Genomic DNA, 21,339 nt, shown 5'->3' with positions numbered 1-21,339 from the left:
ACCTACTTATGGCTCCATCCGCCTCGCCGGATCGCTGATCTCCAATTCGCGCAGAATCACGCTGGCCTGCGTTCGGTTGCGTGCACCGAGTTTCTCGAAGATCGCACTGAGGTGGGCTTTGACCGTCCGCTCCTGTACGTCGAGACGGTCGGCGATCTGTTTGTTGAGCAGGCCTTCGGCGACCAGCGCGAGGACCCGGAACTGCTGCGGGGTGAGGCTGGCGAGGCGGGCGGCGAGATCGGCGTCGCCAGGCGCGGAACGTGCGCGCGCGACAGCCGGGCGCAACGCGGGCGGCAGCCATTCCTCGCAGCCGAGGACGGTGCGGATCGCATCGCGGAGCTCTTCGAGGCCGGCGCTTTTCGGAATATAGCCTGCGGCGCCGTGGTCCAGGGCGCGACGGATGATCTGCGGGTCCTCATTCGCCGAGACCAGGGCGACCGCCACGGCGGGATATTGCGCGCGGATGGCGGCAAGCCCGGCCAGTCCGTGGTTGCCGGGCATGTGCAGGTCGAGCAGGACCAGATCGATATCCGGCCGGGCATCGAGGATCTTCAGCACTTCGTCCAACGACGCGGCCTCGCAAGTGCTGACGTCGTCCGCAGCTTCGGCAGCCGCGCCGCGCAGCGCGGCGCGGAACAGCGGATGGTCGTCGGCGATCAACAGTTGCGGCATGGTGTTGCGGCCGTGGGGAGATTCAAGAACGCAAGCCTAACAGGGCGCGGCAGCGGCAGACCGTTGCTCGTTTGGTACCAAAGTACGATGCTGCGATTGCGCTCTCTTGATACTGTGCACGGTCATGAAACGTCTCGCCTCTCATATGGTCGCGTTCCGTCTCCCCATCGTGCTCGCCTTGGCATTGGGTTTGGCCGCTTGCGCCAGTGGTCCGCGTACTCCGGTGCGAGCGAATGATCTGGAGTCGACCATGTTCAGTGCCGAGCGCACGACCACGCATCGCGATGGCGATGACCTGCTGACGGCAGGGCTTGGCATCGCCGGGCTGCGTGGATTGGCGCCGCCGCCTTTTGCGGATAATGCCGCGCCGACTGCAGCGGAGCTGCGACGGCGGGCGATCTGGAGCAACTGGCGCGGGATCGCGGACCTTGCCCCGGGCGGTGGTTACGGGGATGTCTACGGTAGTACCGCGACTGTGCCGGGCCGCGAGTTTTCGGCGTTTGCCACCGTACCCGGTGCGCGCCACCCGCATCGGGTGCTGGTGCAGGTGCCCGATGGCTTCGACCGCAAGCGCCGCTGCGTATTGGTTGCCCCGTCTTCGGGTTCGCGCGGTGTCTACGGTGCGATCGCTGTCGCCGGCGCCTGGGGGCTGCCGAAAGGTTGTGCCGTGGCCTACACGGACAAGGGTACGGGTACGGATTATTTCGATCTCGATACCCGTAGCGGCGCGGGCGCCGATGGTGTTCCGATCACGGCCGGGCAGGGTGCCGATCTGGCTTTTGCGCCCGAGGCGTCGACCGGGATTTCGGGCGTCGCGTTCAAACATGCGCATTCGCAGGACAATCCTGAAGCCGATTGGGGCCGTCATGTGCGCCAGGCGGCGGAATTCGCGCTGCAATCGCTGAATCAAGCATTTCCCGAAGATGCGCCGTTCACGTTCGCCAACACCCGGATGATCGCGGTCGGTATTTCCAACGGCGGCGGCGCGGTACTGCGCGCTGCGGAAATGGAGAGCGGCGCTCCAGGCGAACGCTGGTTGGATGCCGTGGTCGCGGGCGAGCCGAGCGTGTTCGTCGGAGCCGCAGACAGTCGTGCGTTGTACGACTACACCACCGAAGCGGCGCTGTTGATGCCCTGTGCCCTGTTGGCGATGGACAATCTGCCGCAGCCTCCGTTGCAGGCACAGGCGCGAGGGGTCTGGGCGCAGCGCTGTGCCGCGCTGAAAGCGACCGGCATGATCGAGGGCGATGACACGGATGCGCAGGCACGCGACGCTCACTCGCGACTGCGTGCGCAAGGATGGACCGAGGAAGCGCTGCGTGCAGGCGCGCTGAGCGTCGGCTTCGACCTGTGGCGCGCGGTTGCTATCACCTACGCCTCGGCCTACGGCCGTTATGCCGCGGGCGAGCATCCCTGCGGCTTTTCCTATGCCATGCAGAATGCCGACACGACCGCACGCAGCGCGACCCCGCAGGAGCGCGCGTCCTGGTGGAGCGATGCCAGCGGTATTCCACCCGGTGCGGGCGTGGGCATCATCGATGAAGTCGCGAAGGTGGATCCCAGTGCCACGCGCCTGCGCTGCCTGCGCGATCTGTGGGGCGGCGCCTCCGCCGACGCGGACCGCGTACGCAAAGGCATCGCCGAAACCCGTGCCGGGCTACCGCGCGCCGGCTTGCCCGTGACGGTGATCCACGGTGTCGATGACGGCCTGATTCCGATGGCATTCACCAGCGCACCCTATGTTGCCCATGCGCGTGCGGCGGGGCGCGATGTGCGCTTCTGGCAGGTGCGCAACGCCCAGCACTTCGACGCGTTCCTCGGGCTGCCCGATTACGGTGCGCGCTATCTGCCGATGTTGCCTTACGTCTACGCTGCGCTGGATCGTACGCTCGCGGCGCTCGAAGGCAATGGACAATTGCCCGCCGACGCGATCATCGAGACCGTACCGCGCGCCGGCAAACCACTGACCGTCGAGCATCTGGCGATTCCGAAGCATTGACCAGTCGCGGGGCTTGCTCCCGGCAGGAGCGTTTGGCACGCTGGGAGCCGGCAAGTCGCGAGGGGCAGGCATGAAGTCGCGTCATACGGGTCAGCGTCATTTCTCGATGTTCCGGGATTTCCACCTCGCCGACTGGCTCACGCTCGCGAATGCGTTCTGCGGGGTATGCGCCGTGTTTTTCGCGATGCGATACATGCAATCGGGCGAGAAGCACGATCTGGTCTGGGGCATCAGCCTGGTGCCGCTGGCGTTCGTCTTCGACGCGCTCGATGGCCGCGTCGCGCGTTGGCGGCAATCCTCGTCGACGCTGGGCCGTGAGCTGGATTCCCTCGCCGACGTCATCTCGTTCGGGGTTGCGCCGGCTGCGCTGGGCTTTGCCGCCGGGTTGCAGGGGTTCTGGGATTGGATCGTACTGGGTTACTTCGTCTGCTGCGGCGTCAGCCGGCTCGCGCGCTACAACATCACCGCCGAGCAGTTGGCCGATGGCGCCGACAAGGTCAAATATTTCGAAGGCACGCCGATCCCGACCAGTCTCGTACTGGTGGTGATGCTGGTGATCGCGGCCGACGCAGGGCGCATCGGCGACGATTTCTGGTTCGGTGCCTATCAGGTGGGGCCGTGGATCCTGCATCCGCTGGTGTTCGTGTATGCGCTGTCCGGCTCGCTGATGGTCAGCAAGACCATCCGTATCCCGAAGTGGTGATCGCGCTCACCCGGATACCCGGCGCCGCCGTTGTTATCATGAGGTCCTCTGACCGGGAGCGATGCGATGTGGACTGCAGGCGGTGCGGGTGGTTCGGCGGGTGGGCCGGGTTTCGGTATGCCGGGTGATGTCGGGGCGCTGACCCAGCAATACTGGAAGGCGCTGAGCGAAGCGATGCGGTCGGCCGGCAGCGGCGCCCGTCCGCAGGACCCTTGGCAGGTTGCCATGGACAGTTGGTCGCAGCTGGCGGGCGGGGCCCGGCGCAACGATGCCAGCGACATGATCGAACGCTTCTCCGCGCAGGCCCGGCAGTGGTTCGGGATGATGCAGCAGGTCGCCGGGCAATTCGCCGGTCGCTCTGCGAGTGCTCAAGATATCGCTGGTGCCTGGAAGCAGGCGATGGGCGGTGGCGGCAATCCGTTCGCGAGTCTATTCACCGAGATGACCGGTCGCGGCCAGTCGGGTTTCGACCAGTGGTACCAGCAGGTTGCGCCGATGTTCAAAGGCATGTTCGGCGGCGGCATGTTCGACGGCAACGTGTTCGCCAACAACATGTTCGCCGGCATGCGCCCGGGCAGCATGTTCAACGACGGCATGCTCAATGACAGCATGCAGTCGATGCGGATGCCCGCATTCGGCCTGCATCGCGAACACCAGGAGCGGTGGCAGGCGCTGGCGGAAGCCCAGTTCGAGTTGCAGCGGAAGAACGAGGCCTACAACGCGCTGATGCTGGAAGCCGGCCGCGATGCCTTCGAGCGCTTCGAGCGCAAGCTTGCCGAGCGCAGCGAGCCCGGACGTCAATTGCAATCGGCGCGCGCGCTGTTCGACCTGTGGATCGACGCTGCCGAGGAAGCGTACGCCGAGATCGCGTTGTCGAGTGGCTTCCGGAAAGTGTACGGCGAGCTCGTCAATGCGCAGATGCGCGTGCGCGCCGGTGTCCAGCGCGAAGTGGAACTCTTCGGTGGTCTGTTCGGGATGCCCGGCCGCACCGAAGTCGATGGCGCGCACCGCAAGATCGCCGAACTCGAACGCCAGCTGCGGCGTCTGCGCGATGCAGTGCCCGTACAGCCCGTGCAAACGAAGCCGGCGCCGAAACGACCTGCGCCCGAGGATGCCGAGAAGGCCGTAGCGCCCGGGAAAACCGGGCCGACCCCGAAGCCGGCCGCGAAAGCAAAGCCGGCCGCGAAAAAGGCCACCGCCAGGAAAACCGTCGCGCCGAAACCCAAACCCTCGCGCGCGACCGCGAAGCCCACAGTCAAGCGCGCGCCGCGTCAGGCGATCGCTACGATCGCCATGCCCGAGCCGCTGAAACCGATGCCCGTCGCCAAGAACGCGAAGAGGAAGCGCTGACATGTACACACCTTTCGATGTCAGCCCCGAGAAACTGGCCGCCGAAGCGGCCACCGTGCAGCAGAAGCTCGGCGCCGGCCTCGCGACCCTGCGCGGAATGGACGATGTGCATTACGGCGTTACCGCGAAAGAAGAAGTCTGGCGCGACGGCAAGGTCGTGCTGTACCGCTTCAAGGGCGCGAACGCGCCCACCGCGAAAATCCCGCTGCTGATCTGCTACGCGCTGGTCAATCGACCGTACATGGTCGACCTGCAGGACGACCGCTCGCTGGTGAAGAATCTGCTGGCGCTCGGCGAGGACGTATACCTCATCGATTGGGGCTACACCGACCGCTCCGACCGTTTCCTCACGCTGGAGGATTACATCGAGCGCTTCCTCGGCGGCGCTGTTGATCATCTGCGCCGCTCGCACGGACTCGATGCGATCAATCTGCTCGGCATCTGCCAGGGCGGCGCTTTCTCGCTGACCTACAGCGCGTTGCATCCCGACCGGGTCAAGAACCTCATCACCATGGTCACGCCGGTGGATTTCCATACCGACGACAACATGCTGTCGCACTGGACCCGCGGGCTCGATATCGATCTGTTCGTCGACACGCTGGGCAATGTGCCGGCCGATCTGATGAATCTGTGCTACCTCACGCTCAAGCCTTACCGGCTGTTCGTGCAGAAGTACGTCGGCATGGTCGACATCCTCGACGACAGGAAGGCGATGGAGGATTTCCTGCGCATGGAGAAGTGGATCTTCGATTCGCCCGACCAGGCCGGCGAAGCCTTCCGCCAGTTCATCAAGCAGTACTACCAGGCCAATGGTTTCGTGAACGGGGGTATCGACATCGGCGGGCGCGAAGTGGATCTGGGTTTCGTCGACATGCCGGTGCTGAACATCTACGCCGAGCAGGATCACCTGGTACCGCCGTCGGCCTCGAAACCGATGAAAGGTCTGGTCGGAAGCACCGATTATTCGGAAGTGTCGTTCCGCGGCGGCCACATCGGCATCTATGTGTCCGGGCGTGCGCAGAAGGAAGTGCCATCGGCGATCCACGACTGGCTCGCGAAGCGCGCGAAATGAATCGTTGCCCGCGTTTTCTTGCCGTTTTCGCCGTTTTCGCGCTGTCGTTGGCCGCCGCCGCTGTTTCGGCGGCGCCAACGGCCAAGGCGCAGCATGAGATCGACGCGCTGATCGCAGGGCTCGGGAGTTCCGGCTGCGAATTCGAGCGCAACGGCAGTTGGCACGATGCCAAGGCTGCACGCGCGCATCTGCAGAAGAAATACGACTATCTGCGCAAGCGCGACATGGCCGACACCGCCGAGTTGTTCATCGAACGTGCGGCCAGCAAGAGCAGCATGAGCGGGAAAGCCTATCGCGTGCGCTGCCGGGGCAAAGCGGCCGAGCCCTCCGAACGCTGGTTCAGGCAGCGGCTGCAGACGTTGCGCGCCGCGCCGACGCACTAGACAATCGCCGCACACTTCAACGTCGAGACGACCATGACCGGAACCCGAACCCTTGCCCGGAGTCGCACCGACCGCGTGCTGGTCGGTGTCGTCGGTGGTATCGCCGCGCGCTTCGGCTGGAGCCCGACCCTGCTGCGGGTGACCTATGTTCTGGTGTCGGCGCTCTCTGCGGCATTTCCCGGAATACTGGTGTATCTGATCCTGTGGATGTTGATGCCGGAAGAGGGCAGCGCTTGAGCCCTTGGCAGCGCTGGTGGCTGCTCGCGTTCGGCGTGGTGTGGACCTTGCCCAACAGCCTGATCGGCGCGATCGCCGGTGTGGTCGCGATGCCGTTCGGCGCACGCCCGAAGTTCCACAAAGGCGATCTCGCCCTGGTCTTCCACGGATTTCCGTTGGGGCCGGGCGGCGCGATGACGCTGGGCAATGTGATGCTCAGTACGCACACGGATCTCGAGACGCTGTGCACGACCTACGCGCATCGCGCGGGTTGGTGCGTGCAGCCGAAGACGCGCATCGGCGACCACGAACGCGCGCACGTGCTGCAATACATGGCGCTGGGGCCGTTGTTCCTGCCGCTGTATCTGCTGTTCGGCGGTGTCAGCGTGCGCAACTGCTTCGAGCGCGCAGCCGACCGATATGCATTGACCGGTCGCGGCTGGTGGCCGTGGCTCAAAGTGAACTCCAAAGCCGCCATCGTGCGCATCGGCGATACGCGTACCCGGTAATCAGGGCTCAGTAGTCCGGCCGCAGCTTCACCGTCGACAGTTCGCGTTTCACGCTGCGCATGAAGATGCCGGGTGCGAACCATGTGTAGACGCAGAAACCCAGCCATGCGAACGACAGCGCAGGCGACCATGCGTCGAGGTCGTGATCGACCAATGCGATTCCGATGGCGCGGTAGACCAGATACATGCCGACCAGCAGCGCGATCGCGCGCTGGTTCGAGCCGGCCGAAATATAGCTCTGGAAACGCCACCACACGCCGAGCAGCCAGCTTTGCCTCGCCTTGACCGCAGCGAGCAGGGTCAGCGCACCTGCGTCGCTGGGGTCGTTCTGCAGCGCCCATACCGCATGTTCGCGCGCCTGCTCGGTGCGCCCGGCAGCCAGATCGCAATGACCGAGCAGGGTGAGCGCATCGACGTGTTCGGGATCGATTTCCAGCGCGCGCTCCGCATGCGTACGTGCCGCTTCGCGCCTGCCGCCGGCATATTCGATCCCGCCGTACTGGGCCCAGACACTGGCATCGTCGGGCGCGTATTCGCTGGCGCGGACGATTTCCGCCAGGGCGCGTTCGGGTTGCCCCCATACCTGGTACAGGCTTGCGGCAAGCCGGTAGTTTTCCGCGTGTTCCGGCGCCAGTGCCCGTGCGGCGTCGATATGCGCTTCGGCCTGCTTGAATGCGCGCCGCGCGATCCGCACCGACGCCATCGCGAGATGCGCGAGGTGGGAATCGGGGTCCAGCCCGAGCGCCTGCGAAGCTTCGAGATTCGCGGCGTGCAGACGCTTGCGCGCGACCAGGCAGAACGTGAGGATCGCGTGCGCGTCGCCGTGGTCCGGATCTTCGCCGAGTAAGCGGGTCAGGACGTCTATCGACTGGTCGATGTGTCCGCCGCGCATCAGGCGCAGGGCATGTTCGAGGAGACGGGCGATGCGGAGGCTGTCGTTCATCGCAATGCGATCGCCAGCAGGCCGGGCAGTTCGACTTCGGCGAACAGCGTGCGGCCGATCAGGAAGCACACCAGCAAGCCGACGGCGCCGTTGCGCAATACGCCGCCGTAATGGGTCACGATCTCGGCGCTGCGCGATTGCGAGAGATACAACGCGTAGCCGAGCGACAGTTTCACTGCGGGAAATGCCAGCGCCGCGTACTTCACCGCCGACCCCTGCAGGTATCCATGCTCGGCGGCCCAGCCGATGGCCAGGGCGGCCACCACGCAGCCAAGCAGACTCGCGACGATGTATCCCGCTTCGCGCAGCACGGCCGGGCTGCCGAGCGCACGGGCATTGAATGCGAACCAGAGCAGGCCGATGCCGTTGCCCGACAACATCAGCGCCATCAATGGCCACAGCGGATCGACCGCATAGCGGATCAGCCCGGTCGGGCGCGGTTCGTCGGGGATGCGGTAGCGCGCGAATGCCAAGAATCAGCCCTGCTTTTCGAGGAATTTCAGTACGTCGTCGTACTGCCCGCCCTGATTGGCATAGCGCGCGTGGTTGCGCGCGCTGGTCAGCCATTCGAGCGTGGTCGGTCGGATCTGTTCCATCGCTTCACGCAGATGGGTCATGCCGATCTCGCTTTCCTTGCCGGAGGCGATCGATTCCTCGATGGCTTCATCGGCGGCAGTGTCGACGAGGTTGCGCAGGTCAGCGCCGGAATGCCCGGAGGTGCGGCGCACGATGTCGCGCAGATCGAGGTTGCCCGCGACCGGCCGGCCGGCGAGCAGCAGTTCGAGGATGGTCTTGCGCGCTTCGGCATCCGGCGGCGGCACGAACAGCACGCGGTCGAAACGCCCGGGCCTTCGGAACGCCGGGTCCACCGCCCAGGGCACATTGGTCGCGCCGAGCACCAGCACGTGGTGGTTGTTCTGCGAGAAGCCGTCGAGTTCGGTGAGGAACTGGCTGACGACTTTCGCCGAGGTCGCCTCGCGCGCGTGCTGGCGCTTGCCGCCGATGGCTTCGATTTCGTCGAAGAAGATCACCGACGGCGCGGTGCGTCGCGCCTGCTCGAAGATTTCGTGCAGCTTGCGCTCGGATTCGCCGATATACATGTCCAGCACATCGGTGATCGAGATGTTGTAGAACTTCGCGCCGCATTCGCCGGCGGTGGCGCGCGCGAGCAGGGTCTTGCCGCAGCCCGGCGGGCCGTACAGCAGGATGCCGCCGCCGGATTGGCGCTTGAAGCGCTGGAACAGCGAGGGCTTCAGGAACGGGGTGATGATGCGGCGCCGGATTTCGCGCTTGACCTCTTCCAGCCCGCCGACATCGTCGAAACGGATCCGGGTCGTCGCGGGTTCCTGATAACGCACCGCATCGAAAGCGGAGGTGTCGTCGTTGGCGATGCTGGGTACCGCGCGCAGCCGCGCTTCCGTCAGCGAAACCACCTTGCCGCTGAGCTGCGACGCGAACGCCGCATCCTCGATCGCCGGATTGAGCGCGATTGCGGCCAGATAGGCCTCCTGGGCTTCGTTGCGCCGGCCTGCATCGAACGACAGTCGCGCTTTCGCCATCAAGGCATCGGCGGAATCCGGCGCTGCCAGGCCCAGCAGCCGGTCGTGTTCGCCGGCATCGGCGAGCAGACGCAGTGCGCGCTCGCGCAGGCCCTGTTCGGCAAGCAGATCGTCGCCACAAAGATCGAGCGCGACGATCAGGGCGTCCGCGTCCCGCTGCTCCAGGCAGGCATCGAGCACGAGCCCGCGCAGCGGCGCGTTGTCGGGCGTGGCGCGCAGCGCTGCGAGCAGCGCGTTCAGGGTATTGCTGGACATGAGGTGGCCGTCGTTTCGATGGGTTCAGTGCCGGATCGGGGCTCAGCGCCAGATCGACAGCTGCTCGGTGTCTGCGACCAGCATCGCATTGCCTGCCTTGCAGGCGAAGGCTTTGCCCAGTGCCGGCAGTTGCATCGCGGGTACGTTCGCGCGCCATTGTCCGGGCGGATAGGCCGAGAAGGCAGCGTGCGTGCTCGCGGTCTGCTGCGACAGTTGCTGCGCCCACAGTCGCGCCCAACCGCGGAAGAACTGCTGTTGATTCGCGGCCGTGGCCTGCGGCTCGGCTTTCTCGTAGGCGGCCCAGGCCAGTTCAAGGCCCGAAAGATCGATCGCGCTCTCGTCGCGCATGCGTGCGCCGTCGATTTTCAGCGCGGCGTTGCCCGGATAGGCGAAGCGGCCATAGACGCCCGCGAGCGGCGCGATCCGCGCGTCCCACGCGGCTGCGGTGGCCGGCGACCACCAGTCGCGCAGGGTTTCCGCAGCATCGATCCGGCGGCCCTTGGCATCGACCGCGCGACTCAGTTCGTGGCCGACCATCGCACCGAAACTGCCGTACTGCGCGGGGAGCGGCTGGCCCATGTCGAGCACCGGCGCTTGCAGCACCGCCGCAGTGATGAAGATCCGGTTGTGCGCGAGGTCGTAGCCCAGCGCGGGATACTGCGGCAGCACGTCCCAGCGACGATCGGCGCTGGCGCGGCCGATGCGTTTCATTTCTTCGCGGTGGTGCCAGGTCGACGCGATCAGGATGTTGCCGCCGAAACTGCCGCGACCCATCGGTTGGACCGTGAAATCCAGATCGGTGCGCGGTTTGCCGATTTCGATCTTCAAGCGATCGAGCTTCGAGCGCGCTTCGATCTTGGCCTGCGCGTCCATCCAGGTATTGCGTTCGATCGCGTTGCCCAACGATTCCCTGGCGCCGCGCGAGATCGCGTCCGCGCGCTCGCGGGTGGCGTCGGGCAGATGGCGCGCGACGTATTCCTGCGCCACCATCGCGCCTGCCGATGCGTTGATCGCGTCCAGGACCTGGCGCCAGCGCGGCGCGGGTTCGTCTTCACCGCGCAGAAGACGGCCGCGGAATTCGTGGTCGGCATCGCGCCACTGCTTGCTCAGGTACGGTGCCATCGTGTTGCCGACCTGGAAGCGCAGATAGGCCTGCCACTGCGCAGGCTTGAGGCTGCCGGCGAGCTTGTCGATCTGGGCGAACAGGGCGGTGTCGGCCATCGACACCTGTTCCGCAGTCACGTTCTGCGCTTTGAGGAAGGCAGCCAACTGCAGGTTGCGGTACTTCTTCGCGAAGTCCTTGGTCGGCACGGGATTGTAGTTGACTCTCAGGCCCTGCAACTGGGCCTGCGTCTTCGACAGACGCGCGATCCGGGTTTCGAGGTCGATGACGAGCTGCGCTTCGCCAGCGACCTTCGATTGCGGCGTGCCCGAGAGCACGAGGATCTTCTGCACATGGCCGTTGTAGCGGCCGAGCAGGGCCCGGGCATCGGCGTCGGTGCGGGTGTAGAAAGTGGGGTCGGGCAGGCCGAGGCCGCCCTGGGAGAAGTAGCCGAAGTAGGTGTCGAGATTCTTGAGGTCGATGTCCGAGGTGAAGTTGAACGCCACCGGGATCCCGACCTGATGCAGTGCCGCGATGGCCGGTGCCACGTCCTGCGGCTTCTTGATCGCGCCGATCCGCGCCAGCAGCGGTGCGATCGGCGCGGCGCCATCGCGATCGACGGCGGCTTCGTCCAGACCGCTGGCCCAGAAATCGCCGAGCAGCCTCTGCACCGGAGTCTGCGGCGATTTGGCTGCGGCTTCGAGCAGATCGCGCTGTTGCTGCTGCGCACGCGCCGCAAGTTCGCCGAGCGCGCTGACGCTGCCTTCGGACGGAACCGGATGCGATTTAAGCCAGTCCGCATTGGCGAACGTGTAGAGATCGGTGCAGCCGGTGACCGCCGGCGCGGCTTTCGGCGCGGGCGTCGCAGGCTTGCGTTTCTTGGCAGCATCCGCATTCGGCGCGGCGATCGCCATCACGAGACAGAGGGCAAGCGCGGCGGGGCGCAGGACGGGCAGGGTCGACATCGTGGCGGCGGTCCTTTTCGGGGGGCGCCGCAGTGTAGCAAGGGCGCGCGGGGCCCCGAACCCGCCTGCGTCACGTTCCGCAGGCCGCGCTGCGGTATCCGCTGCAATTCCGATCCGTGCGATGCCGTCGGATTCGCTGGATATGCAGGGTGCGGCCGTTGGTGCATTCGAAACAGTGTGCGTGGGCACCGGCATGCGCAATTCCCGCGCTGTCGGCACCTCCACGCGAGAACGGCTGCTGCGGATGCAGCCGCCCCGCGAATGATTCGCGATGGCTACAAGGTCACGATCGCGCCCTTCGCGATGATCGGACCGGTCGCCACACCCTGTGGTGCGCCGCCGATCGGCTCGAGCGTGATCGCGAGCACCGCGCCCTTCGCCAGCGCATCGCGCAACGTCTCGGGCACCTTGACCGTATGCGAACGGTCGATCGAGACGATGCCGAGCGATTTCGCGGTGCCGCCGGGCGGAATCAGCCACAGCTCGGGCACGCGGCCTTCGGCATCGGCAGGCGCGGGCACTGGCACCATCAGGACCGTGCCCTTGCCCGGGTCGACCGATGCCAGCCAACCGGGGCTGCCGTCGTCGTGGGCGAGGGTGGTGACCGGCTTCGGTGCGGACGGATCTTCGATCGCAGGCGTCGGCGGTGTCGGTTCGATTGCGATCGGGCCGGGCCCCGGGCCCGGCAGGGCATCGTCCCGGAACAGTCCCAGTGGGCCGATGACGATGGCGGCCAGCGCTGCCGCAGCCGCCAGACCGGTTGCGGCACGCCAGAATGCGGTGCTCTGCCAGAGTCGCGTGCGCGCCGGCGCGCTCGACGAATCCACTGCCGGCCAGCCAAGACGGCTGCGGATGCGTGGCCACAGATGCGGCGGCACATCGGCGAGGCCGCCGCTGTCGATCAGCGATGCCAACCGGTGTTCCCAATCGACGACGAGACGCGCGAAGCCCGGGTCGCGCGCGATCCGGCCGTGTACTTCCCGGCGGGTTTCGGCGTCGAGGACACCCAGCACGTATTCGCCGGCCAGCAGATCGGCCGAAGGCGGTTCCGGGCCGTCGAAATCCTGATCGTGGAAGTCGCGGACGTTCACGACTCCAGACACCCGCGCAGTTGCAGCAGGCCACGGCGGATCCAGCTTTTGACCGATCCCAGCGGCGATGCGATGCGCTGGGCCAGCTCCTCATAGGTCGAGCCATCGAAAAAAGCCGCCCGTATCAGCGACTGCCGGCGCGCATCGAGCTGGCGCATGCAGGCTTCGAGGCGGTCGCGCTCGTCGGCGGATACGGCGGTCTGCAGCGGTGTGGCGCCGCTGTCGGCGATATCGTCCGCGAATTCGATCGGGGCAAGCACGCCACGCGCAGGCTGGGCGCGGAGGCGATCGATGGCTTTGTTGCGGGCGATCATCGCCAACCATGCGATCGGGCTGGCGCGCGTCGCATCGAATTGGTGCGCCTTGTGCCAGATCGTGGTGAACACGTCCTGCAACACATCCTCAGCCTCGGTGCGATCCGACAACACCCGGACACAGATGCCGAGCAGCTTCGACGAAGTGGCGCGATACAGCGATTCGAAGGCATTCCGACTTCCGCCAGCGACTTCGATCAGCAGTGCGTCGAGCGCGGGCGGGTCCTGGGTGGTGTTGTCGGTGCGCAAATCGGGCATCCGGGATCCTGCACCATCGGGAGAGAGACAGCGGGTGATATTCGCGGACAACGTAGCGGACAGCAAGTGCGGGTTTTCCATCGTGCATTTGCGCATGATGGATGCGCGATCGCCATGCTTGCCGCCGATGTGGGCGCGCTGTGCGGTGAAACATGGCGGCGATATGTGCATGCCAGTGGATACGGCCTGTTGCGCGCGCCGGATGCAGCACTTCGCCGAAAACGAAGAAGGCCCGGGTTTCCCCGGGCCTTCGGTGTTGTGACGACACGGCCCGGCCGCGTCGCCCGGACTCACCAGATCACGATCCGCTTGTCACCGTCGCGGACCATCGCATCGCCGGCCTTGCACGAGAACGCTGCGGCGAACGCGGGATGGTTCGACGGCGAACCGATGGCGCGGAAGTTCGCCGGGGCGTGCGGGTCGGTGGTCAGGCGCACTTTCAGCTCGTCCGGAGTGAAGTTGCGGCGCCACACCGTGCCCCAGTTCAGGAAGAACCGCTGCTCGCGGTTGATGCCATCGATGTTCGCGTCGGGCTTGCCATCGGTCGCCGTCTTGAAGGCGTCGTAAGCCACCGCCAGACCGCCGAGGTCCGCGATGTTCTCGCCCAGGGTCAGGTTGCCGTTGACCTTCATGCCCGGGACGGCTTCATAACCGTCGAATTGGCTCACGAGCTTCTTGGTCAGGGCCGAGAAGCCGGTGGCGTCGGCCGGCGTCCACCAGTTCTCGAAGTTGCCGGTCGGGCCGAAACGGCTGCCCTGATCGTCGTAACCGTGGATCATTTCATGGCCGATCACCGCACCGATGCCGCCGTAGTTCAGCGCGTCGTCGGCCTTGGCATCGAAGAACGGCGGCTGCAGGATCGCCGCCGGGAACACGATCTCGTTCTGCTGCGGGTTGTAGTAGGCATTGACCGTCTGCGGGCTCATGCCCCATTCGGTCTTGTCCACCGGCTTGCCGATCTTCGACAGGTTCCACTGGTAATTGAACGCATTGGCGGCCAGCACGTTTTCGATGTAGCTGTTGCGCGTGGTTTCCAGACCCGTCCATTCGCGCCATTTGTCGGGGTAACCGATCTTCGGCGTGAAGCTGGACCATTTTTCCAGCGCTTTCTTCTTGGTCTCCGGGCTCATCCACGCCAGACCCTCGATCCTGCCCTTGAGCGACGCGCTGAGATTCTTGACCAGCTCATCCATCCGCGCCTTCGATTCGGCCGGGAACGCCACCTTCACGTACATCTGGCCCAGCGCTTCGCCGGCCTGGCCTTCGATCGTATCGAGCACGCGCTTCCAGCGCGGTTTCATCTCCTTCTGTCCACGCAATGCCTTGCGATAGAAGTTGAAGTTCTCCTGCACGAAGGCTTCGCTCAGGAACGGCGAAGCGCCGTCGACGGTCTGGAAGCGCAGGTAGCTCTTCCAGGCAGCGACCGGCGTATCGGCCAGCATCTTCGAGACTTCCGCGTGGAATTCCGGCATCGCCAGCGAGAACATCTTCGGTGCGGCGACGCCCTGCGATTCGAAGAATTTCGTCCACGAGAAATTCGGGGTGAGCTGGTCGGCCTTGGCCAGATCGACCGGGTTGTAATACAACTGCACATCGCGCGACAGCTCTTCGCTGGACTTCGACACTTTGGCCAGACGGGTTTCGAACGCGATCACATCCTTCGCCTGTTTGGCCGCGTCGGCGGCGGCGGTCCCGGACAGTTCCAGGACTTTGGCGACGTGCTGTTCATACGCAGCCAGCTTGTCCTGCTTGTCCTTGTCGAAGTAGTACGCCGGGTCGGGCAGGCCGAGGCCGCCCTGCGCGACATAGGCGATGTTCATCGACGAATCGTTGAAGTCGGCGTTCGGGCCGAAGCCGAACAGGCTGCCTTCGCCCTTCGCGAACGACTGCCGCAGATACTCGGCCACTGCAGGGCCATCCGCCAGGGCGTCGATGGCATCGAGACGGCTCTTGAGCGGGGCGATGCCCTGTGCGTTGATCTTGGCCTCGTCCATGCCGGTCGCCCAGAAGTCGCCGACGATCTTGTCGACGCCCTTGGCGTCCTTCATCGCGGCGGCCTGTTCGACCAGTTGGTGCTGCACCGCGAGCGAGCGCTCGCCCAACATTTCGAACGCGCCCCACGAAGTGCGGTCGCCCGGGATCGCATTGGCGGCCAGCCACTTGCCGTTGATGTAACCGCCAAAGTCGGTACAGGCATTCTTGGCGCTGTCGAGGTCGGACGGCTTGAACTGGTTGAACGGCGGCAGTTTGCTTTCGTCGAGGGTCAGTGCGGCTGCAGCCTGCGCGGCGGGCTCCGCAGTGGCAGGGGCGGCATCGTCCTTTTTGCACGCGGTCAAGGAAGCGGCGATGGCGAGGGACAGCATCAGCACGCGTGGTTTGAGGATCGAGGAGGCTTGAGCGTTCACGGAATCTCCGGCCCGGAGGGCTTTGCATGGATTGGCGGGCGCGCCTTGTTGGGCGACCCCCGACTTTAACTCGTCGCGGAGTCGGGTTCGGGTGTCGAAGGTCATGTTGCAGCCGTGTTCGTTGCGGTCTTCCCGGACCAGCAGCGGCCCGTGGTAAGTTGCGGCGGATGTGACCGGAACAGGCGAAAAGACAATGCGCGTACTCTTCCACGGCGCCGCCGGTGAAGTCACCGGTTCCCTGCACGAGATCGAAACCGGCGGCAAGCAACTGCTGATCGACTGCGGCATGATCCAGGGCAGCCCCGAGGCCGAGGCGCGGAATGCGGAGGCATTTCCGTTCGAGCCGTCGCGGATCGATGCGCTGATCCTCAGCCACGCCCACATCGACCATATCGGCCGGGTGCCGTTGCTGGTGCAACGCGGGTTCCGTGGCCCGATCTACGCCCAGACCGCGACCGCAGACCTGATGCCGGTGATGCTGATGGACGCCGCCGGCATCGCCGAAGGCGAGGCGATGCGCGCCAATCGCGATCGTCGTCGCGGCCAGCCCGAAGCCGTGCCGCTGTATACCAAGGACGATGTGCGCGTGGCGATGCAGCAGGTCGAAGCGATCCCCTACGACACCCGCACCGAACTCTTTCCGGGCGTGGAAATGTGCTTCCGCGACGCCGGCCACATCCTCGGATCGTGCAGCGTCGAGCTGTGGGGCGATGGCAAGAAGCTCGTATTCTCCGGCGACCTCGGCCCGAAAGGCACGCCGATCCTGCGCGACCCCGCGGTCATCACTGAAGCGGACCTCGTACTGATGGAATCGACCTACGGCGACCGTCTGCATCGCGAGCGCGCCGAAACCATCCACGAGCTCGAAGAGATCCTCGACGACGCCTGGCGATCCGGCGGCTGCGTGCTGATTCCGGCGTTCGCGGTCGGTCGCACGCAGGAGCTGCTGTACTGGTTCGCCAAGCACTGGGACGACTGGAAGATGTCGCGCTGGCAGATCTTCCTCGACAGCCCGATGGCCTCGAAGGTGGTCGATGTGTACGGTCGGCATCAGGAACTGTTCGACGACGAGGCCAAACAGGTCTGGCGCGCCCGCCCGAATCCGTTCAAGTTGCCGAACCTGCACATCACCGAGACCGTGGACGAGTCGATGGCGATCAACCGCATCGAACGCGGCGCGATCGTGATTGCGGGCTCGGGCATGGCCAACGCCGGGCGCATCCTGCATCACTTCAAGCACCGGCTGCATCGTCGCCAGACGCATGTCGTGTTCGTCGGCTATCAGGCCGAGGGCACGACCGGGCGACGGATCGTCGACGGCGCCAAGTGGGTGCGTATCCACGGGCACGATGTGCGCGTGAACGCGCAGCGGCACACGGTCGGTGGGCTGTCGGCGCATACCGATCAGCGCGGCCTCATGGACTGGTACGGCCAGTTCGCCGGACGACCACCGCTGGCGCTTGTCCACGGCGAGGACAAGGCGCGCGAGGCGCTGGCCGGTGAGTTGGGCGAGGCGTACGGGATCACCGCGACTTTGGCGCGGCCCGGACTGGAAATCGAACTCTGAGGCGTTCAAACTGAATGACGCAATGGGTGGTGCAGGCGATTTTTGCTGGCTTATCAAATACTTTTCGCGTACAGTTCCACTCGTTTCGCGCACGGCTGGCCCGTTTTCCTATGGCAGCCCGCTGCAACCCCGCTGATCGCAGCGACCGGTTCCGCAGCACTCTCCCGCACGTCTTTCGTCGCGCCGAACACGACCCGCCATGTGGCGCGTCGTTTCATTTTGCTCGCAGCGCGGTTTTGGAAAGCTCCGAGTAACGCTCCGCATTCGTTTGCGGTGCGGCATCTGCTTCTGGAGCTACAAACATGACATTCGAATCGCTCGGGCTTGCGCCTGCGCTTCTGCGCGCACTCGCGGAAAACAACTACACCACACCGACGCCGATCCAGGTCCAGGCGATCCCGCTGGCATTGGCCGGCCACGATCTTCTGGGCGGCGCCCAGACCGGAACCGGCAAGACCGCCGCGTTCGCGTTGCCGCTGCTGCAGCGTCTGGTCGAGGGCAACAAACCCGCCACCGGCCCGCGCAAGCCGCGCGCACTGATCCTGGTGCCGACCCGTGAGCTTGCGGTGCAGGTCGCCGACAGCGTTCGCAGCTACGGCAAGCACATGCGCCTCAATGTCACCACGATCTTCGGTGGCGCCGGCATGGGCCCGCAGGTCGACAACCTGCGTCGCGGCGTCGATATCCTGGTCGCGACCCCCGGCCGCCTCATCGATCACATGGAGCGCGGTTCGGCCAAGCTCGATGCGGTCGAGATCCTGATCCTGGACGAAGCCGACCGCATGCTCGACATGGGCTTCCTGCCGGCGATGAAGCGCATCCTCGGCCGTGTGCCCGCGCAGCGGCAGACGATGCTGTTCTCGGCCACGTTCGAGTCGCAGATCAAGCAGTTGGCCATGGAATTCATGCGCAACCCGCAGCAGGTGCAGGTGTCGACGCAGAATGCGATCGCCTCGACCATCACCCACCGCGTGCATCCGGTCGACGGTTCGCGCAAGCGCGATCTGCTGATCGACATCCTCACCAAGCGTCACGGCGACCAGGTCCTGATCTTCGGCAAGACCAAGCACGGCTGCAACCGTCTGGCCGAACAGCTCGAAACCGCCGGTCTGCCCGCGGTCGCGATCCATGGCAACAAGAGCCAGGCGCAGCGTCAGAAGGCGCTGAACCAGTTCAAATCCGGCAAGGCGCGGATTCTGGTCGCCACCGACGTCGCCGCTCGCGGTCTGGACATCCCGAATCTGCCGCTGGTGATCAACCACGACCTGCCGATGGTCGCCGAAGACTATATCCATCGCATCGGCCGCACCGGCCGCAACGGCATGCAGGGCGAAGCGCTGTCGCTGGTGTCGTCGGAAGAAGCCGGTCTGCTGCGTCAGATCCAGCGCCTGCTCAAGACCGATGTGGTGATGGACGTGGTCGAAGGCTTTTCGCCGAAGAACCCGCTTCGCATGGATGGTCCGATGCCGCCGATCAATCGGGGCGGCCACCAGCGTCCGGGCGGCAACAGCGCGCCGCGCAAGCCGAGCCATCGCCCGCACGGCAAACCGGCCGACCGCAGCGCGCACGCGCACGCAGGCCAGAAACCGCATCGTGGCGGAGCGGCGAAGCCCGGTGCTGCGAGGCGCGATTCGCGGGCTTGATTGTTTCGATCAATCGAATCGAGGTGATCGATTGACAAGAAAAAGGCCGGCATCGCCGGCCTTTTTCATTTGCAGGGTCAATGTCCGGAATCATGCCTGTGCCGCGAGTAGGCATGGTGCGCATGCTGCCTGTTGCGCTCGACATGCGCCCATACCGGGGGTCTGCGGGATTTCGGCACACAACGGACGTGTGGAAGCACACATGCCGACATGCTGCTGGAACGTTTCGTGGAAGGATCCCAGCGTCAACCATCGCATTCACAAGGAGTGAATCAACATGTCCCATGATCATCTTCCCTGCGCCGGCCCAAGAAGCGCTCTGAACGCTTTTTGCGTCCTGGTCCTCTCGTGCGGTCTGTCCGCTTGCGACCCGCCTTCGACGGCGGAGCTTGCCCATAAGGCCGATGCGTCTCCCGTTTCTGCCGAAGCGGATGTTTCGCCATCGGCTTCGACACGTGCTTTCGTGCAGTCTGCGGCGCCCGCCAGCGCGTCCGGGAAAGAGCAGGCACCGCCTGAAGTCGACGAAAATCCGCCGCTCGCATCGGAAGTCGAACTCACGCCGCGAGAGAAAGAGGGTAACCCCGAAGGCAACGCCGAGCTTGCCGTCCGTTACGAAAATGCGGAAATGCTCGGTGAAGAGGTCAAGTTCGTCATCGACAAGCGCGTATACCATCTGAAGCGCGATCCACGGGACTCGAAACGATTCGCCGCATTGATCGATTTCGATTTCGATCTGTTCGCGGTGGAGCAGGAAAATCGCAAACAGGAAATCGTGGAGGCAAAGGCCACGAAATTCCCGGTGTTCGAAGGACGCGAACTGGTGGCGGAAAGCGAATTCGAATTCATCGATCCGGAGTTCTTGAGGACGGCGCGCGACCGCTCGCTGCCGATAGCGATCCGCCAGAGCATGATTTCGCTCCCGATTTCGTTTCAGCAGAATCCTGCGAAGACGCTGATGATCACCGATCTTTCGGTGGTCCAGGATCCGACCCGCACATTCGACATCTGCGGCAATGTGGGCGACCCGGATGGCGCATGGACTTTCAAGACGTTGATGAAGGAAATGGCGAATCAAAGTTCGACCAGTGTGCACCCGGCCGATTTCGTCGAGGCTTGGCTGCAGACCTGGAATACGACGCATACGGGCACGCCGTTCCCGATTCCCGCGCGCACCAAAATGAACAACCTGGTGCTCAACCCATGGCCGCGTGACGCCAACGGCAGGCTTGATCTCGACCAGTCGCCGATGCGCCTGCTTGCGATCGTCAACCGCCTGGACCTGCGCAGTTCTTCGACCGGATCTTCGAGTTACGGCGGTTCTGGCGGCATCCCGGTCAATGCTGGCGAGGGTCGTTTCGTGTTCGGTGTCGTGAACCGCAACAATAATGGCGGATGCTCGAAGATGGACTTTACGATCATCCTGGAATACGAAATTCCGATCAATCAATGCACGGCGATCCGTAGCTATGCGCAAGAGTGGCTTGCCTTGGGCAACATCACGCTCGGAAGTGCTGCGTTCAATCCCGCGTTGCAAGCGATCACTGACCAGTTCACTCTGGCGGGCGCTGGCGGCACGAAGCCCAATGGCAGTGCGATCAAACAGATCCGCACGAACGAAATCGCATTGGGCAATGGATATGGCGGACCCATCGGTAGTGCTTCTGCGCTGTCGGGTCGGGCTCCGATCCCGAGCGGAGATCCGTGGGAGCTGAGGGAGTTTCATTTGCAGGGCGACAACATGCTGCATGTCGTCTCTACAAAAAACACGCCGCACCACACGCGCAACAACACGGCCTTGCTGGCCAGCTACATCAATTCGAATTTGTCGGCGATATTGAGCGGGACGCACATCGTGCCGAATTCATGGGCAAGTCAGCCATTCCTGACCGGTTCGACGCTCAATATGGCCGTCGTCGACAGTGCGGTCTGGAAAGCGCCTGGCGTTGTCAGCCCCCAAGCCAGGCACAAGTTTTCGTTGAATACGTGCGACTCATGCCATGCTGGCGAAACCCGCTACAACGGCAAGCCTGCGGTATCGTTCCCGTCAGGTTCGACGCCGGAAACCAATTTCGTGCATATCACTCCCCGCAATATCAATGTCCAGAGTCATTTGTCGAAGTTCCTGACCGGTGTTGGGACCCTGGTCGCGCCTTCGACCTTCCCGAAGGGGGACCCGACCATGCCGGCACCGTCATATACGACACGCAGTTTCGGTGACGTATTGCGTCGCCAGAGCGATCTGGCAGCCATGTCGAACCACAGCTGCAGCGCAAGCGCTCTTCTGCAGGAAGCCATGTTCCGCAGGTTGAACAATGCGCACTGAATCAGATTGT

The 21,339-nt window shown here is 64.7% G+C and carries 18 protein-coding genes; 10 read left to right on the top strand and 8 right to left on the bottom strand.

What is annotated here, in order from left to right:
- Positions 1 to 6: 6 nt before the first annotated feature.
- Positions 7 to 672 carry a response regulator transcription factor gene (locus tag HOP03_17825; protein ID NOT90016.1) on the bottom strand — a complete coding sequence of 222 codons (666 nt, stop codon included), beginning with the start codon at positions 670 to 672 and terminating at the stop codon, positions 7 to 9.
- Positions 673 to 895: 223 nt separating this feature from the next.
- Between HOP03_17825 and HOP03_17820 the strand changes: the two genes are divergently transcribed.
- From HOP03_17820 to HOP03_17790, 7 genes are all read left to right on the top strand, one after another.
- Positions 896 to 2,671, top strand: a complete 1,776-nt coding sequence (locus HOP03_17820; GenBank protein ID NOT90015.1) for a hydrogenase — start codon at positions 896 to 898, stop codon at positions 2,669 to 2,671.
- 106 nt (positions 2,672 to 2,777) lie between these two features.
- Positions 2,778 to 3,374 carry a CDP-diacylglycerol--serine O-phosphatidyltransferase gene (locus tag HOP03_17815; GenBank protein NOT90014.1) on the top strand — a complete coding sequence of 199 codons (597 nt, stop codon included), beginning with the start codon at positions 2,778 to 2,780 and terminating at the stop codon, positions 3,372 to 3,374.
- Between the two features lie 66 nt (positions 3,375 to 3,440).
- Positions 3,441 to 4,724, top strand: a complete 1,284-nt coding sequence (gene phaE / locus HOP03_17810) for a class III poly(R)-hydroxyalkanoic acid synthase subunit PhaE (GenBank protein ID NOT90013.1) — start codon at positions 3,441 to 3,443, stop codon at positions 4,722 to 4,724.
- 1 nt (position 4,725) lies between these two features.
- Complete coding sequence (locus HOP03_17805; protein NOT90012.1) at positions 4,726 to 5,796, top strand: class III poly(R)-hydroxyalkanoic acid synthase subunit PhaC; 1,071 nt, start codon at positions 4,726 to 4,728, stop codon at positions 5,794 to 5,796.
- Positions 5,793 to 6,179, top strand: a complete 387-nt coding sequence (locus HOP03_17800) for a DUF5329 domain-containing protein (GenBank protein NOT90011.1) — start codon at positions 5,793 to 5,795, stop codon at positions 6,177 to 6,179. Before HOP03_17805 ends, HOP03_17800 begins: the two co-directional genes overlap by 4 nt.
- A 33-nt stretch (positions 6,180 to 6,212) precedes the next feature.
- Entirely contained in the window at positions 6,213 to 6,416 is a 204-nt protein-coding gene (locus tag HOP03_17795; GenBank protein NOT90010.1) for a PspC domain-containing protein, read from the top strand.
- On the top strand, positions 6,413 to 6,904 hold the full coding sequence (locus tag HOP03_17790) for a hypothetical protein (GenBank protein NOT90009.1): 492 nt from the start codon (positions 6,413 to 6,415) through the stop codon (positions 6,902 to 6,904). The genes HOP03_17795 and HOP03_17790 overlap by 4 nt, the downstream gene beginning before the upstream one ends.
- Positions 6,905 to 6,911: 7 nt before the next feature.
- Here HOP03_17790 and HOP03_17785 read toward each other — a convergent pair whose 3' ends face one another.
- The 7 genes from HOP03_17785 to HOP03_17755 all read right to left on the bottom strand — a co-directional run bounded on the left by HOP03_17785 (position 6,912) and on the right by HOP03_17755 (position 15,901).
- Positions 6,912 to 7,847 carry a tetratricopeptide repeat protein gene (locus HOP03_17785; protein ID NOT90008.1) on the bottom strand — a complete coding sequence of 312 codons (936 nt, stop codon included), beginning with the start codon at positions 7,845 to 7,847 and terminating at the stop codon, positions 6,912 to 6,914.
- Positions 7,844 to 8,320, bottom strand: coding sequence for a hypothetical protein (locus HOP03_17780; protein NOT90007.1), 477 nt, complete (start codon positions 8,318 to 8,320; stop codon positions 7,844 to 7,846). Before HOP03_17780 ends, HOP03_17785 begins: the two co-directional genes overlap by 4 nt.
- A gap of 3 nt (positions 8,321 to 8,323) precedes the next feature.
- Positions 8,324 to 9,661, bottom strand: coding sequence for an ATP-binding protein (locus HOP03_17775; GenBank protein ID NOT90006.1), 1,338 nt, complete (start codon positions 9,659 to 9,661; stop codon positions 8,324 to 8,326).
- Positions 9,662 to 9,703: 42 nt separating this feature from the next.
- Positions 9,704 to 11,719: a M13 family metallopeptidase gene (locus tag HOP03_17770; GenBank protein NOT90005.1), complete on the bottom strand. Its 2,016-nt coding sequence runs from the start codon at positions 11,717 to 11,719 to the stop codon at positions 9,704 to 9,706.
- 284 nt (positions 11,720 to 12,003) lie between these two features.
- Positions 12,004 to 12,819, bottom strand: coding sequence for a hypothetical protein (locus HOP03_17765; GenBank protein ID NOT90004.1), 816 nt, complete (start codon positions 12,817 to 12,819; stop codon positions 12,004 to 12,006).
- Positions 12,816 to 13,391, bottom strand: coding sequence for a sigma-70 family RNA polymerase sigma factor (locus HOP03_17760; GenBank protein NOT90003.1), 576 nt, complete (start codon positions 13,389 to 13,391; stop codon positions 12,816 to 12,818). The genes HOP03_17765 and HOP03_17760 overlap by 4 nt, the downstream gene beginning before the upstream one ends.
- Positions 13,392 to 13,681: 290 nt before the next feature.
- Entirely contained in the window at positions 13,682 to 15,901 is a 2,220-nt protein-coding gene (locus HOP03_17755) for a peptidase (GenBank protein ID NOT90002.1), read from the bottom strand.
- A gap of 88 nt (positions 15,902 to 15,989) precedes the next feature.
- Here HOP03_17755 and HOP03_17750 point away from each other — a divergent pair, with 88 nt between their 5' ends.
- The 3 genes from HOP03_17750 to HOP03_17740 all read left to right on the top strand — a co-directional run bounded on the left by HOP03_17750 (position 15,990) and on the right by HOP03_17740 (position 21,329).
- Positions 15,990 to 17,363, top strand: a complete 1,374-nt coding sequence (locus tag HOP03_17750) for an MBL fold metallo-hydrolase (protein NOT90001.1) — start codon at positions 15,990 to 15,992, stop codon at positions 17,361 to 17,363.
- 302 nt (positions 17,364 to 17,665) lie between these two features.
- Positions 17,666 to 19,006: a DEAD/DEAH box helicase gene (locus HOP03_17745; protein NOT90000.1), complete on the top strand. Its 1,341-nt coding sequence runs from the start codon at positions 17,666 to 17,668 to the stop codon at positions 19,004 to 19,006.
- A gap of 277 nt (positions 19,007 to 19,283) precedes the next feature.
- Positions 19,284 to 21,329, top strand: coding sequence for a hypothetical protein (locus HOP03_17740; GenBank protein NOT89999.1), 2,046 nt, complete (start codon positions 19,284 to 19,286; stop codon positions 21,327 to 21,329).
- Positions 21,330 to 21,339 lie beyond the last annotated feature (10 nt).

It is taken from the genome of Lysobacter sp. (genome assembly GCA_013141175.1).
GTDB lineage: Bacteria > Pseudomonadota > Gammaproteobacteria > Xanthomonadales > Xanthomonadaceae > Lysobacter_I.
This window is presented reverse-complemented; position numbering and strand designations above follow the sequence as displayed.

Bases quoted from the DNA above. Each gene is read 5' to 3' on its own strand.
- HOP03_17800 (NOT90011.1), top strand. From the start codon at position 5,793: ATGAATCGTTGCCCGCGTTTTCTTGCCGTTTTCGCCGTTTTCGCGCTG.
- HOP03_17750 (NOT90001.1), top strand. From the start codon at position 15,990: ATGCGCGTACTCTTCCACGGCGCCGCCGGTGAAGTCACCGGTTCCCTG.
- phaE (NOT90013.1), top strand. From the start codon at position 3,441: ATGTGGACTGCAGGCGGTGCGGGTGGTTCGGCGGGTGGGCCGGGTTTC.
- HOP03_17825 (NOT90016.1), bottom strand. From the start codon at position 672: ATGCCGCAACTGTTGATCGCCGACGACCATCCGCTGTTCCGCGCCGCG.
- HOP03_17760 (NOT90003.1), bottom strand. From the start codon at position 13,391: ATGCCCGATTTGCGCACCGACAACACCACCCAGGACCCGCCCGCGCTC.
- HOP03_17755 (NOT90002.1), bottom strand. From the start codon at position 15,901: ATGACCTTCGACACCCGAACCCGACTCCGCGACGAGTTAAAGTCGGGG.
- HOP03_17775 (NOT90006.1), bottom strand. From the start codon at position 9,661: ATGTCCAGCAATACCCTGAACGCGCTGCTCGCAGCGCTGCGCGCCACG.
- HOP03_17740 (NOT89999.1), top strand. From the start codon at position 19,284: ATGTCCCATGATCATCTTCCCTGCGCCGGCCCAAGAAGCGCTCTGAAC.
- HOP03_17745 (NOT90000.1), top strand. From the start codon at position 17,666: ATGACATTCGAATCGCTCGGGCTTGCGCCTGCGCTTCTGCGCGCACTC.
- HOP03_17785 (NOT90008.1), bottom strand. From the start codon at position 7,847: ATGAACGACAGCCTCCGCATCGCCCGTCTCCTCGAACATGCCCTGCGC.
- HOP03_17805 (NOT90012.1), top strand. From the start codon at position 4,726: ATGTACACACCTTTCGATGTCAGCCCCGAGAAACTGGCCGCCGAAGCG.
- HOP03_17815 (NOT90014.1), top strand. From the start codon at position 2,778: ATGTTCCGGGATTTCCACCTCGCCGACTGGCTCACGCTCGCGAATGCG.
- HOP03_17795 (NOT90010.1), top strand. From the start codon at position 6,213: ATGACCGGAACCCGAACCCTTGCCCGGAGTCGCACCGACCGCGTGCTG.